Source organism: Papillibacter cinnamivorans DSM 12816 (genome assembly GCF_900176335.1).
Lineage (GTDB): Bacteria > Bacillota > Clostridia > Oscillospirales > Oscillospiraceae > Papillibacter > Papillibacter cinnamivorans.
This window is the reverse complement of the sequence record NZ_FWXW01000014.1, coordinates 1-13,639: the sequence shown is the minus strand read 5'-3', so window position 1 is coordinate 13,639 and position 13,639 is coordinate 1. Positions and strand designations below refer to the sequence as shown.

Here is a 13,639-nt window from a genome sequence, read left to right as displayed (position 1 = left end):
TGGAGATGAACAACGGGAAAGAGCAGATTCTCTCGGCACAGCTGATGTTTTCCGTCGGATGTTTTATCCAGAGTTCGACGCTGCTGACCAGCTTTATAGCGGATGTCGCTGGGAATGAGGCCTGGATCGCGGTAATTGCCTCGTACGGGTTGAGCATGTTGCTCGTCAGGATGTATGTGAAGCTTGCGAAACTGTATCCTGGGAAAAGCATCGTTCAGATCAGCGAAGCCGTATTCGGGCCGGTCCTGGGAAAGATATTGTCCTGCTTCTATATCTGGTTCTTTTTTTCCCTGGCAATTCTGAATACAAGCGACGTTGGTTTTTTCGTCAATAACTTTATCATGCCGGAGACCCCTAAAATGGCGATTTTGCTGATGTTCATATTTGTCTGCGCCTGGGCCGTGCGCCGGGGCGTGGAGACGATTATGAGATACGGCCAGCTGTTTCTGATTATGGGATTTTCCGTTGTAGGATTGTTCTGTATCCTTCTTTTTAAAGACATGTCCTTCGACAATTTGATGCCCGTATTTGCCATGCCCGTTATGAAGTATGTCCAGAGTATTCATATCGTCACTATAATTCCCTTCTGCGAGATTCTTGCTTTTACCATGGTATTCCCTTATGTGAAGGACCAGGAAAAGATAGGCAGGTCCCTTTATATCGGGATGACTCTGGGGGCCATCCACCTTCTGGTGGTTGTTTTGCGGGATATTTCCGTTCTGGGGCCCGTTTATACCCATGTTACCGCGCCGTCTTTTCAGGTTACGCGTCTCATCAATATCGGAAATGTTATTACCAGGATGGAGTTTTTTTATGAAGTTGCGGTGAATATTCTGATTTTCTTTAAGGTTTCAGTCCTGCTTTTCGCTGCCGTACTGGCCGTAGCACAGACGTTTCATATTAAATCCTACCGCTCTTTGGTGATCCCCATAGCGGTGCTGGTTATCTGTATTTCGATGGCTCCCTTTATCAGTGCCGCGGAATCCGGCTTTTGGGGTTCCAATATCGCGCCGTTTTACTCTGCCTTTTTCGAGATCATACTGCCCTTTTTCACGCTGATTGCAGCGCTGATCCGCAGCATGATCCCGGAGGAAGGGGAGGCGGGTCTGAAGTGATGATTCTGCTCCTCGCGGTTTTTGCGGTTATTGCGCTCAGTGAAGTCCCGACACTGATCCGGGAAAAGCGGTGGCGGGAACTGATCGCCTTTTCGGCTCTCTATGGCCTTGCGCTTTTTTATGCATCATCGCTGACACTTGGGGCTCCCCCGCCCAGCCCTATCCGGCTGATAATGTATTTTATCAAAGATGTTCTTCATATCGGTTATACCGGATAGCGCGCCGCCGGCGGAAAACGCAGGCCGAAGACGCGCTTTTTTTGTCCCCGCCCGTCCGTTATTTTACATTTTCGGATTGTAATTTAAACCGGAATATTCTATGATAATATAGCAAGGACACAGATCCGGCTGTTCTTTATAAGCCTGCGGCTTAATGAACGGAAAGTAGACGGAGCATGTCATGAAATGATATAGGAGGAAATCAGCATGGGTAAACTGGACGGAAAATATGCGGTGGTCACCGGCGGAGGTAAGGGAATCGGAGAGGCGATTGTGCAGCGCTTTCTGGAAGACGGAGCCGCCGGCGTGGCAATTCTCGACTATGATATTGAGCTGGCCGAAAAGACCGCCGCGGCTCTGGGCGAAAAAGTTTTTGCAGTGAAATGCGATGTGGGCGACAGCGCCAATGTTGCCGCGGCCTTCAAAACCGTTTATGAAAAGATGGGCAGGGTGGATATCCTGGTCAACAATGCGGGCCTCACCCGGGACAGCATGCTTCACAAGATGTCCGAAGAGCAGTGGAGACGGGTCATGAGCGCGGATCTGGACGGCGTATTCTTCTGCTGCAAGCAGGTGGTGGACGGCATGAGAGCCCAGAACTACGGCAAAATCGTCAATGTGTCCTCCGTTTCCGCCTTCGGAAATCCCGGTCAGGCCAACTATTCCGCGGCCAAGGCGGGCATCATCGGGCTCACCAGGACTCTTGGTAAAGAGCTTTTCCGGTATAACATCAATGTGAATGCCGTCGCCCCCGGCTGGATTAACACGGATATCATCAAGACCGTTCCCAAGGAGATGCTGGAGGCCGGCATCAAATCCATTCCCGCCCGCCGGGTGGGAGAACCCTCCGAGGTGGCTTCCGTGATCTCCTTCCTGAGCTCGGACGACTGCAGCTTCATGGGCGGAAGCTGCCTGGTCATTGCCGGCGGCCTGTTTAACTGATTTCTCAGCGGGTGTTGGCAATCAAAGGGACTGTTTCCGTGCCGTCTGTATGGAAACAGTCCCTTATTATTTTACTTATAAACCCGGTTTAAGGGAGATAAAATTGCAAATTTTCTTTTTACAGATCCCTTGAGCCCCACAGCTCAAGGCACGAAGCGCCCCGACTGCAGATTAAAAAATCCTCTCAAACGCCGCACAAGGTATAATTTCGCAGACCAAATAAACCCCCACAGGCTAAGATACGGAGAGTCCCGATCGCGGGCCGAAAACAGGCCACTTGCCATAGAGCTGTCCGTGCGCTCGAAACTATCAATAATCAATTACTTATGAAGAGCGCCTGCCGGAGCACCCTCCCCATGAAGATCCAGGAGGCCGGAGCCTCCTGGTCTGTTTTTGGTGACTTTTTGCAGAAACAAAAAGTTACCCCCAGCGGGGAGCGCGCAGCTCCCGTCCAAATCTTTCGAAAAAATATTATTGAGTTCCGAAAAGAATGCACGTTTGACGAGAAATATACCCCCTTGCCCTTTACATGGGAAAAGAAAAAGCCGCCTTGGATGCCAACGGCATTCAAGGCGGCTTTTAAACTAATTTTGGAGATTAGCCCTGTGCCCGTTTTGCCAGAGCCGCGTATTTTTGCTTTGCGTTTTCTTCTGCGACCGCGAAAAGCTTCTTTGCGCGATCCGGGAACGAGAGCTCCAGAGAACTGTAGCGGACTTCCCTCATGATGAAGTCGCGGTAATTCATGGTCGGTGCTTTGCTGTCCAGCTGGAAGGGATTTTTTCCATCGGCGGAGAGCCTCGGGTCATAGCGGAACAGATGCACGTAGCCGGATTCCACCGCGTCCTTCATTTCTTCCATGGCGTGCCCCATGCCGACTCGGATGCCGTGGTTGATGCAGGGAGCATAGCAGATGATGAGGGACGGGCCGTCGTATGCTTCCGCCTCGGCGATGGCTTTCAGCGCCTGCTGATAGTTGGCGCCCATGGCCACCTGAGCTACGTAAACATAGCCGTAGGCCATGGCGATCTGGGCCAGATCCTTTTTCTTTGTCACCTTGCCAGCGGCGGCAAACTGCGCCACCTGACCGGTTTGGGAGGACTTGGAGGCCTGGCCGCCGGTGTTGGAATACACCTCGGTGTCCAGAACCAGGATGTTGATGTTTTCTCCGCTGGCAATCACGTGGTCCAGTCCGCCGTACCCGATGTCGTAGGCCCAGCCGTCTCCGCCGAAAGCCCAGAAGGACGGCTTGACGAACAGATCACGCATTTCATAGGCGGCTTTATACTCCGCGGAGGCACCGGGGGCAGCCATTGCCTTCTCCAGCTCCGCGGTGAGCGGTTTGGCTGCATTCTTGGAAGCCTCCGCGTCGTCCTTTGCTGCCACCCAGGCCTTTGCGGCTGCCGCCAGAGCGGCGGGCGTGCCGGCGGCCTCGGCGATTTTCTCTACGGTTTCGATGGCCTTTTTGCGTCTCTGGACGGTGCCCAGATGGATGCCGAAACCGAATTCGGCGTTGTCTTCAAACAGAGAGTTTTCCCAGGCGGGGCCGCGGCCTTCCCGGTTGACAGTGTAGGGAGTGGAAGGGGCCGAGCCGCTGTAGATGGAGGTGCAGCCCGTGGCGTTGGCGACATACATCCGGTCGCCGAAGAGCTGTGTCACGAGCTTGATATAGGGGGTTTCGCCGCAGCCGGCGCAGGCGCCGGAGAACTCGAAGAGAGGCTGCTTGAACTGGGAACCCTTGACGGTGTCCGCCGTAAAGGGAAGCTCCTTGGGCTCCACATTCTTGACGGCGTAGTTGAACTGTTCCTGAGTGGGCATCTGGGACTCCAGGGGCTTCATCACCAGAGCCTTGTTTTTCGCCGGGCAGACATTGACGCAGGAACCGCAGCCTGTGCAGTCCAGCGGAGAGATGAGCATCGAGAAGGTGTAGTTTTCGCAGCCCTTGCCGTTCATCTTGACTGCCTTGGTTCCCTCGGGTGCGGCCTTCAGCTCGTCGGCGGTCATTGCGAAGGGACGGATGACGGCATGGGGGCAGACATAGGCGCACTGGTTGCACTGGATGCAGTTTTCGGGGATCCACTCGGGCACATCCACCGCGATGCCGCGCTTTTCAAATGCGGCCGCGCCCTGGGGAAGAGTTCCGTCGGCTCTTCCGGCAAAGACGGAGACGGGAAGCTTGTCGCCCCGCTGAGCGCTCACCGGGAGGAGTACGGTTTCCACAAATTCCTTAAGGTCGGCCCTGTCGGTATCCACCACGGGCTTTGCGGCCGTATCCGCGGCGTTCTTCCACTCGGCCGGTATATCGACCTTCACGATGTTGTCAAGGCCTGCGTCCACGGCCTTCTCGTTCATGGCCACCACCTGGGCGCCCTTGCGGCCGTAAGAGGTTTTGATGGCGTCCTTCATATAGCGGACCGCGTCGTCAATGGGAATGATGTCTGCCAGCTTGAAGAAAGCGGCCTGGAGGATGACGTTGACTTTACCCGCAAGTCCCAGTTCCTTGGCAAGTCGGACGCCGTCCACCGTATAGAACCGGATGTTGTTGCCTGCAAGATACCGCTTGGCCGCGGCGGGGAGATGTTCGCCCAGCTCCTTCACGTCCCAGGGGCAGTTGAGCAGGAATACTCCGCCGGGCTTCAGATCCTGGACGATATCGTATTTCTCCATATAGGAGGCGTTGTGGCAGGCGATAAAATTGGCCTGGGACACATAGTAGGACGACTTGATGGGTTTGTCGCCGAAACGGATGTGTGAAATCGTAACGCCGCCGGACTTTTTGGAGTCGTACTGGAAGTAGGCCTGCACCTTCTTGTCGGTGTGGTCGCCGATGATCTTGATGGAGTTCTTGTTGGCGCCCACGGTTCCGTCGGAGCCAAGGCCCCAGAACTTGCAGGAAACGGTCCCCTTGGGGGAGGTGTCCGGCTCTTCCGTAATGGGAAGCGAACGGTGGGTGAGATCGTCCTCAATGTTTACGCTGAAGGAGTTGATGGGGGAAGCCGACTGGCTGTTGCGGAAAGCCGCGACGACGGCGCCGGGAGTCGTGTCCTTGGAACCCAGGCCGTACCGTCCGCCCAGAATCCTGCACCCTGCAAAGGGGGTTCCCGCCACGGCGGAGAGGATATCCAGGTACAGGGGCTCGCCGATGCCGGCGGGATCCTTGCACCGATCCATCACCGTGATGGTCTTCGTGGTCTTGGGAAGCGCGGCGATGAAACGGTCCACCGCGAAGGGACGATACAGGCGGACCTTGACGAGTCCCACTTTTTCTCCCTTGGACATCAGATAATCGATGGTCTCCTCCGCTGTGTCGCACAGGGAGCCCATCGCTATCATCACGTGTTCCGCGTCGGGCGCGCCGTAATAATTGAACAGCTTGTAATCGGTGCCGATTTCATCGTTGACCTGCTTCATGCAGCCCTCGACGATTTCGGGGATTTTGTCGTAATAGGGATTGGAAGCCTCCCGGAACTGGAAGAAGACGTCCGGATTCTGCGCCGAGCCCCGGAGGACCGGATGCTGGGGATTGAGAGCCCGTGCCCGATAGGCCTTGACGGCGTCCATATCGATCATACCGGCCAGAGTGTCGTAATCCCAGGCTTCCACCTTCTGCATCTCGTGGGAGGTGCGGAAACCGTCGAAGAAATGAATAAAGGGAACACTGCCCTTTACGGTGGCCAGATGGGCAACCGCGCCAAGGTCCATGACCTCCTGTGGATTGCTGGAACCCAGGATGGCATATCCGGTGGAGCGGGCCGCCATGATGTCGGAATGATCGCCGAAGATGGAAAGCGCGTGGGTGGCGATTGCGCGGGCCGCCACATGGATGACGCCCGGGAGCAGGCCTCCTGCAATTTTATACATGTTGGGGATCATCAGAAGAAGCCCCTGGGAGGCCGTGTACGTGGTGGTGAAAGCGCCTGCGGTGAGCGAACCGTGTACCGCGCCCGCCGCGCCCGCCTCCGACTGCATTTCCATGACGCGCACAGGCTGTCCGAAGATGTTCTTGATTCCATTGGCCGACCATACGTCGGTCAGCTCCGCCATCACCGATGAAGGCGTGATCGGATAGATCGCGGCCACTTCCGTAAAGGCATAGGATACGTGGGCGGCAGCGGTATTTCCGTCCATGGTCTTGATTTTCCGGCTCATGAATACAATTCCCCCTTGAATTATATTTCTTGTTACGCTCATTTTATCACCTGATTGCAACTTTGTAAATGTAAAGCTGCAAAAATTAAAAAACCTTGGTATTTACTAAAGGATGCGGACCGCAGGGGCGCATTTTTATCTATTTATACAAGTCTTGCCCCGCTTTGGCATCCTAGGCGCCTTCTTTCTCCGATATGATTGTATTTCCAAAAGAAATATACTATGATAGAGATGTTGTCCGGCATGGGTTCCGGGAGCTGGAAATGCCGGATAAATTATCATTTGGAGCGGATATGTGCGGTGATGACGGAAGGAATTCTTTTTGACCTGGATGGCACCCTGTGGGATGCGACGGAGGCCATCAGCGAGACGTGGTCCCTCGTTTTGTCCCGATACCCGGATATAAAAAGGCGCATTGTCCCGGAAGATCTGTACGGTTGCATGGGGCTTCCCCTTGACGCGATCGGGGACGAGCTCTTTCCGGATTTGGAGAAAGCTCGCCGGAGATCCCTTATGGATGAGTGCTGCGCTTTGCAGAACCGTTTCCTGGAGAAGCATGGGGGAAAGACGTATCCCGGCCTGGAAGAAACCTTGGCGCGGCTTTCCGAGAACTTTAAACTCTTTATCGTGAGCAACTGCGGAGATGGATACATTCAGAGCTTTTTAAAAGCCCACCGTATGGAGCGGTACTTTTCGGATTTTGAATCTGCGGGAGCCACGAATTTGTCCAAGGGCGAGAACAACAAACTCGTCATGGCGAGAAACCGTATTACGAGAGCGGTCTACGTGGGTGACACCGAGGGAGACGCCGAATCCGCCCGCCTGGCCGGGATCCCTTTCGTCTATGCGAAATACGGCTTTGGCCGGGTCGGCGAATACGACTACGCCATTGATAAGCTGCCGGATTTGCTCCGAATGGAGTGGGAAAACATCCGGTAGAGGAAATCCCGGGAAAGGAGCGCGTCCATGATTTCGAAAATACGATCCCTAGGCCTGCACGGGATTTCGGGGTATGAGGTTTCCGTGGAGTGCTACCTGTCCTCGGGCCTGCCCGCCTTCGACATCGTGGGTCTTCCCGACGCGGCGGTGAAGGAGGCAAGGGAGCGGGTGCGGGCCGCGGTCAAGAACTGCGGGTTTAAATTTCCCGTCAGCCGCATCACGGTGAACCTCGCCCCCGCCGGCCAGCGCAAGGAGGGGACCCTTTACGACCTCCCCATTCTCATCGGGATTCTTTCCGCGGGGGAGTGCATCCGCGAGCTTCCGCCGGACGCCTGCTTTTTGGGAGAGCTTTCACTGGCGGGGGCACTGCGCCCGGTCCCGGGGATTCTCCCCATGGCTCTGGCCGCCTCCCGCCTGGGGATCCGCAAGCTCTTTCTCCCCGCGGACAACGCCCCGGAGGCGACGCTGGCGGGAGACGTGGAGGTCTATCCGGTACATACGGTGGAGGAACTTGCGGATCATCTCACCGGGAAGGCCCTCATTTCTCCGGCCCCCCCTTGGGAGCCCTCTGCTCCCCCGAAGACCCTTCTGGATTTCAAGGACGTCAAGGGCCAGGAAAACGTCAAGCGCGCCCTGGAAATCGCCGCCGCCGGAAGCCACAACATCCTTCTCATCGGCCCTCCGGGCTCGGGAAAGAGCATGCTGGCCCGGCGCCTGCCCTCCATCCTGCCGGACATGAGCCGGCGGGAGGCCCTGGAGGCAACAGAGATTCACTCCATCCTGGGCATGACCTCCAAGGAGCGCCCTCTCCTGGATGCGCGTCCCTTCCGGAGTCCTCACCATACTATTTCCGCCGTGGGCCTCTCGGGAGGAGGCACCGTTCCCCGCCCCGGGGAGATTTCCCTTGCTCACAACGGCGTTTTGTTTTTAGACGAACTGCCCGAGTTTGCCAAGGACGCCATCGAGGTGCTCCGCCAGCCCATCGAGGACGGGACGGTGAACATCTCCCGCGCCTCCGGGACCATCAGCTATCCCAGCCGCTTCATGCTGGTGTGCGCTATGAATCCCTGCCGCTGCGGCTGGTACGGGCATCCTTCCGGCCGGTGCACCTGCTCCCGGAAATCCGTGGAAAACTACATGGGACGCATTTCCGGTCCCCTGCTGGACCGGATCGATCTTCACGTGGAGGTCCCCTCTTTGGACTTTGAGGAACTGAAAAGCCGTCCTCACGCCGAATCCTCCGCCTCCGTGCGGGAACGGGTCAACGCGGCCAGGGAGATCCAGCAAAAGCGCTACGAGGGCCGGGAGATCGACTGCAACGCCCGCATGGCGCCGGATCTCATCGGGACATACTGTGCGCTGGACGCCGAATGCGAGGAGCTCATGCGCCTGGCCTTTGACCGCCTGGGCCTCACCGCCCGGTCCTACGACCGGATTCTCCGGGTCGCCCGCACCATAGCGGACCTGGACGGCGCGGAGAAGATTGCCGCGGCCCATCTGGCGGAGGCGATCCAGTACAGAACCCTGGAAATCCCCTCCGCCTGAGCCCGAAACGCCGTGTTTGGCAGGGCGTTTTCCCGGCTTCCATGTATCGGGAGAAGAAAAACGGCAAATAGTATTGAGACGGCGGCGCAATATCATACCGCGGGGATTTTGCCGCGCCGGAAGACATAAGATATGGAATAGTGAGGGTATATCGGATTGAACGAGATCATTTTGCTGAAGCTGGGAGAGCTGGTGCTCAAGGGGTTAAACCGGAAAAACTTCGAGAGCAGGCTCCTGGGGAACATACACCGCCGCCTTCGTCCCCTGGGGAAATTCAAGGTCTATTCCCGTCAGTCCACCGTCTATGTGGAACCTCAGGATGGGGAGGCAAGGCTGGACGAGGCGTATGAGTCCATGAAAGCGGTTTTCGGCGTGGTGGGCGTCTCCCGCGCCTTCCCCTGCGAAAAGACGGCCTCCGCCATTGCGGAAACGGCTCTGCGATGCCTGGAGGGGGAGCTGAACCGGGCCCGCACCTTCAAGGTGGAGTCCAAGCGGGCGGACAAGAGCTTTCCCATGACTTCCATCCAGCTCTCCCAATACGTGGGAGGGCGTCTTCACGAGGCCCATCCCAACCTGGCCGTGGACGTGAAAAACCCGGAGCTGCTGGTAAACGTCGAGGTGCGGGACTACGCGGCCTATGTCCACGCCGGGGCGGAACCGGGTGCCGGCGGACTTCCCGTGGGGGTTAACGGCTCCGCCGTGACCCTCCTGTCCGGCGGGATCGACAGCCCCGTGGCTTCCTTTATGATCGCCAAGCGGGGCGTGGAGCTGGTGCCTCTTCACTTTTTCAGCTATCCCTACACCTCGCCCCAGGCCAAGGAAAAGGTCCTCACCCTGGCACAAAAGCTGACTCGGTACTGTGGCCGCATGACCGTTCACGTCGTTCCCTTTACGAAAATTCAGGAGGAGATCCGGAAAAATTGCCCGGAGGACCTCTTCACCCTGGAGATGCGCCGCTTCATGATGCGCATCGCCCAGAAGGTGGCGGAGGAAAACGGTGCTGGAGCGATTGTGACCGGAGAAAGCCTGGGCCAGGTGGCCAGCCAGACCATGGCGGCCATCGCGGTCACCGGGGCGGTCTGCTCCCTCCCGATTCTCCGGCCGGTGGTGGGTATGGACAAGGAGGAGATCGTGTCCGTCGCCCGCAGGATCGGGACTTTCGAGACCTCCATTCTCCCCTATGAGGACTGCTGCACTGTATTTACGCCGCGTCACCCGCAGACCAGGCCCGTGCTCTTCGAAGTGGAGGAGGCCGAGAGCGTCCTCCCCGTAGAGGACCTGGTGCGGGAAGCGGTGGAACTGATAGAAAGGGTAGTGGTAAAGCCATGAGCTATACGGCGGAAATCCTGGGCGTGGGTACCGAGCTTCTGCTGGGGAACATCGCCAACACCGATGCACAGATGATCTCGGAAGGCCTGAGCGCCCTGGGCATCAATGTGTATTTTCACACTGTGGTGGGGGATAATCCGCCCCGCCTGAAGAGCGCGGTGGACATTGCGCGCAGTCGGGCGGACATCATCATAACCACGGGCGGGCTGGGTCCCACCTGCGACGACCTCACAAAGCAGGTGCTCGCGGAGGCCTTCGGGAAAAAGCTCATTTTTCACGAACCCACCGCCGAGCGGATCCGGAGCTATTTCAAAAACAGCATCCGAACGAACAATATGACGGAGAACAATCTCCAGCAGGCCATGCTCCCCGAGGGCTGCGAAATCTTTGAAAACGCCTGGGGCACCGCTCCGGGCTGCGCTTTCGAGTCAGGCGGGAAGCACGTCCTGATGCTGCCGGGTCCCCCCATGGAGTGCCGTTCCATGTTTATTAACTGCGCCATTCCGTATCTGAGAAGACTCTCCTCCGAGGCCATCGTTTCCCGCGCCATTCGGATCTTCGGCATCGGGGAGTCCGCCGTGGAGGACAAGCTCCGGGACATGATGGTGTCCATGTCCAATCCCACCCTGGCGCCCTACGCCAAGGAAGGGGAGGTCATGCTCCGGGTCACCGCCAAGGCGGATAACGAGGAGCTGGCCGTCGCCATGATGGAACCCGTCATCGCAAGAGTGCGGGACATCATCGGGGACCGGATCTACGGCATCGACGTGGACACCCTGGAAAATACGGTTTTTGACCTTCTCAAGGAACAGCAGATGACCGTGGCCACCGCGGAATCCTGCACCGGGGGCCTCCTGGCAAAACGCCTTACGGATATTCCCGGCTCCTCCGCGGTCTTCAAGGGAAGTGTGGTGGCCTATGCCAGCGAGATCAAAAATCAGGTGCTGGGCGTTCCTAAAACGATCCTGGAGGAACATGGCGCCGTGTCCCGCCCTGTTGCCATCGCCATGGCGGCCAGCGTCAGAAGAATGATGGGAGCCGACCTTGCCGTCGCCATCACCGGCGTCGCGGGACCTGCCAAGGACGAGCGGGACAATCCCGTGGGTACGGTCTTCGTCGCCCTTTCCGCCGGGGGCAGGCATTGGTGTCGAGCCCTGCATCTGGGGGCGGATCGCTCCCGGATCCGGATCATGTCCGCCAACCACGCTCTGGATATGATCCGCAGGTATCTCACCGGGGTTGAAATTCTCCCGGAATAAGAATGCCGCCCGACCCGGGACGCAGGAGGGGGATTTCATGCAAATCAAGGTCGACAGGGACCTGAAGGTTCCCGTGTATCTGCAGATTCGGAACCAGATCGCCTCCATGATCCTGGATGGGACTCTCCGGGCCGGGCAGCCCCTCCCTCCGGAGCGGACCCTGGCTCAGAGCCTGGGGATCAACCGGAGCACCGTGGTGAACGCCTACAGCGAGCTCAAGGCGGACGGGCTGGTGGATTCCCGGGTGGGAAAGGGGACGGTGGTGCTCTCCCATCTCACCGGGGAGCAGGATAAGGAAAAATACTCCGATCCTCCCGCCTGGAGCCAGTTTTTGAGCCATACGGCCGAGAGGTCCAACGAATCTTTGCTCCGGGACATCCTGGAGCTTGCAAACCGCAGGGATATCATCTCCTTTGCCGCCGGGATCTCCGGTATGGAGACCGACCCTGTGGAGGCCCTCAGGGGGATTGAGGAGGAGATTGTAAGTCCCGCCTGCCGCTTTGCCCTCAATCACACCCCGGCGGAGGGCATGCCCTGCCTCCGGGAATCCATATCGGAGCTCATGTGTGCCCGGGGAGTGGAGGCCGGTCCCGAGGAAATTCTCGTGCTTTCCGGCTCCCAGCAGGGGATCGATATCGCCGCCCGGGCGTTTCTGGACCCGGGAGACGTAGTTTTCGTGGAGGAGCCCACTTTTTTCAGCGCCTTGCAGATTTTCCGGGCGGCGGGGGCTCGGATCATCGGCATCCCCGTGGACGCCCGGGGGATGCGTGTCGATCTTCTGGAGCAGGCTCTGACCCGGTACCGGCCCAAATTTATTTTCACGGTCCCCACCTTCCAGAACCCCTCCGGGACCACCATGGACCTGGAACGGAGAAAACGGCTGCTGGAGCTGGCTTACCGCCGCAACACCTTTATCCTCGAGGACGACCCCTATTCGGACCTGCGCTTCGAGGGGAGCCGCGTGCCGCTGCTCAAGGAGCTGGATAAAAACGGGTACGTGATTTACTTAAGCTCTTTTTCCAAGCTTTTATTTCCGGGCGTGCGCATCGGGTGGATCAATGCCCCCAAACCCATGGTGGTGCAGTTTACCAAGGTCAAGCAGATGACCGACCTTCACGCCGACAGCCTGTCTCAGTGGATCATCCACCGGTATCTCCGGAGCGGGGGCCTGGACGCCCATTTAAGCCGGATCATTGCGGAATACCGGATCAAGCGGGATATCATGATCGATGAGCTGATTACCGACCCGGTCCGGGAGATGGAGTGGAACAAGCCCCAGGGAGGCTTTTATCTCTGGTGCCGCCTGCCGGACGACATTCCCTATGCCACCCTCATGGTGAAGGCGGCGGAGCGGGGAGTGGCCTATGTGTCGGGCACCGCCTTTTTTCAGGGGGGAAAGGGCGGCAACTACATGCGCCTGAATTTCACCTATCCCTCCCGGGAGGAGATCCGGGAAGGCATCCGCCGCCTGAAGGCCGCTATCCGGGAAACCCTGCAAGCCGGAGAACGGAACCGGACCCAAAGGGAGCGGAAGTTCGGGGAATTCGAAGTATTGAGGTAAAAGAGGGAGGTTTGCTCCGGCCTTTCGATAAATTGGCCTTACATAGAAAAAACGGGCTGCCCAAAATGCCATTGGCTTTTTAGGCAGCCTTTTCTTGCGTGCGGGTACGTTCTTTTCGTATTAGAAAATTTGATAAAAATATTACGAGAGGTTCGGATGGAAACGCGGTTTTCCCGTCCAAACCTCCCATAATCAAACTTTTTAAAATTCTGGAATATAAGGATACAAGCATTGCGCGCCTCCGGCGGGGGACCATTTTTCCCCTCGCGGCGGATTAAAATAGCAAGTGCAACAGTATAAAAAAGCTCATAAGGGAGGCCAAAGGGATACAGTAGGAGTTGAAAAGACCACTACTGAAAGGCGGCGACCCATATGAGCTACCACCATCTTACACCGGAAGAACGGAAAAAGCTATTTCGGATGTGGCGGAATAAAGAAAGTATCCGCCGTATGGCCGCGGCACTAAGGCGAAGTCCGGGCACGGTCAGCCGGGAACTGAAGCGAAACATCACATGGTACAGACATTCGCCGCTCTATCGGCCCGTCAATGCACAAAAGATGTATCAAGCCAGAAAGCATCGGCCA

General features: G+C 57.4%; 10 protein-coding genes. 9 read left to right on the top strand and 1 reads right to left on the bottom strand.

Annotated elements, in window-relative coordinates; translation table 11 throughout:
• Positions 1 to 5: 5 nt before the first annotated feature.
• The 3 genes from B9A13_RS13455 to fabG all read left to right on the top strand — a co-directional run bounded on the left by B9A13_RS13455 (position 6) and on the right by fabG (position 2,275).
• Positions 6 to 1,115 (top strand): GerAB/ArcD/ProY family transporter, encoded by a 1,110-nt coding sequence (locus tag B9A13_RS13455; RefSeq protein ID WP_159448153.1) that lies wholly within the window; start codon positions 6 to 8, stop codon positions 1,113 to 1,115.
• Entirely contained in the window at positions 1,112 to 1,333 is a 222-nt protein-coding gene (locus B9A13_RS13450) for a hypothetical protein (RefSeq protein WP_143807036.1), read from the top strand. The genes B9A13_RS13455 and B9A13_RS13450 overlap by 4 nt, the downstream gene beginning before the upstream one ends.
• 207 nt (positions 1,334 to 1,540) lie before the next feature.
• A complete protein-coding gene (fabG, locus tag B9A13_RS13445) occupies positions 1,541 to 2,275 on the top strand; it encodes a 3-oxoacyl-ACP reductase FabG (protein ID WP_084235679.1) in 735 nt (244 codons plus the stop codon).
• A 597-nt stretch (positions 2,276 to 2,872) separates the two neighbouring features.
• Here the strand turns inward: fabG and nifJ are convergent.
• On the bottom strand, positions 2,873 to 6,421 hold the full coding sequence (gene nifJ, locus B9A13_RS13440) for a pyruvate:ferredoxin (flavodoxin) oxidoreductase (RefSeq protein ID WP_084235678.1): 3,549 nt from the start codon (positions 6,419 to 6,421) through the stop codon (positions 2,873 to 2,875).
• A 303-nt stretch (positions 6,422 to 6,724) separates the two neighbouring features.
• Here nifJ and B9A13_RS13435 point away from each other — a divergent pair, with 303 nt between their 5' ends.
• The 6 genes from B9A13_RS13435 to B9A13_RS14010 form a co-directional block, all read left to right on the top strand.
• Positions 6,725 to 7,360 (top strand): HAD family hydrolase, encoded by a 636-nt coding sequence (locus tag B9A13_RS13435; protein ID WP_084235690.1) that lies wholly within the window; start codon positions 6,725 to 6,727, stop codon positions 7,358 to 7,360.
• A 27-nt stretch (positions 7,361 to 7,387) separates the two neighbouring features.
• Positions 7,388 to 8,905, top strand: a complete 1,518-nt coding sequence (locus B9A13_RS13430) for a YifB family Mg chelatase-like AAA ATPase (RefSeq protein WP_084235677.1) — start codon at positions 7,388 to 7,390, stop codon at positions 8,903 to 8,905.
• Between the two features lie 156 nt (positions 8,906 to 9,061).
• A complete protein-coding gene (gene thiI, locus B9A13_RS13425) occupies positions 9,062 to 10,234 on the top strand; it encodes a tRNA uracil 4-sulfurtransferase ThiI (protein ID WP_084235676.1) in 1,173 nt (390 codons plus the stop codon).
• Positions 10,231 to 11,493 carry a competence/damage-inducible protein A gene (locus B9A13_RS13420; RefSeq protein ID WP_084235675.1) on the top strand — a complete coding sequence of 421 codons (1,263 nt, stop codon included), beginning with the start codon at positions 10,231 to 10,233 and terminating at the stop codon, positions 11,491 to 11,493. Before thiI ends, B9A13_RS13420 begins: the two co-directional genes overlap by 4 nt.
• 37 nt (positions 11,494 to 11,530) lie before the next feature.
• Complete coding sequence (gene pdxR / locus B9A13_RS13415) at positions 11,531 to 13,054, top strand: MocR-like pyridoxine biosynthesis transcription factor PdxR (protein ID WP_084235674.1); 1,524 nt, start codon at positions 11,531 to 11,533, stop codon at positions 13,052 to 13,054.
• 372 nt (positions 13,055 to 13,426) lie between these two features.
• A partial coding sequence (locus tag B9A13_RS14010; RefSeq protein ID WP_143807035.1) for a helix-turn-helix domain-containing protein occupies positions 13,427 to 13,639 on the top strand: 213 nt, incomplete at its 3' end.

Bases quoted from the DNA above. Each gene is read 5' to 3' on its own strand.
- nifJ (WP_084235678.1), bottom strand. From the start codon at position 6,421: ATGAGCCGGAAAATCAAGACCATGGACGGAAATACCGCTGCCGCCCAC.
- B9A13_RS13455 (WP_159448153.1), top strand. From the start codon at position 6: ATGAACAACGGGAAAGAGCAGATTCTCTCGGCACAGCTGATGTTTTCC.
- fabG (WP_084235679.1), top strand. From the start codon at position 1,541: ATGGGTAAACTGGACGGAAAATATGCGGTGGTCACCGGCGGAGGTAAG.
- pdxR (WP_084235674.1), top strand. From the start codon at position 11,531: ATGCAAATCAAGGTCGACAGGGACCTGAAGGTTCCCGTGTATCTGCAG.
- B9A13_RS13420 (WP_084235675.1), top strand. From the start codon at position 10,231: ATGAGCTATACGGCGGAAATCCTGGGCGTGGGTACCGAGCTTCTGCTG.
- B9A13_RS13435 (WP_084235690.1), top strand. From the start codon at position 6,725: ATGACGGAAGGAATTCTTTTTGACCTGGATGGCACCCTGTGGGATGCG.
- B9A13_RS13430 (WP_084235677.1), top strand. From the start codon at position 7,388: ATGATTTCGAAAATACGATCCCTAGGCCTGCACGGGATTTCGGGGTAT.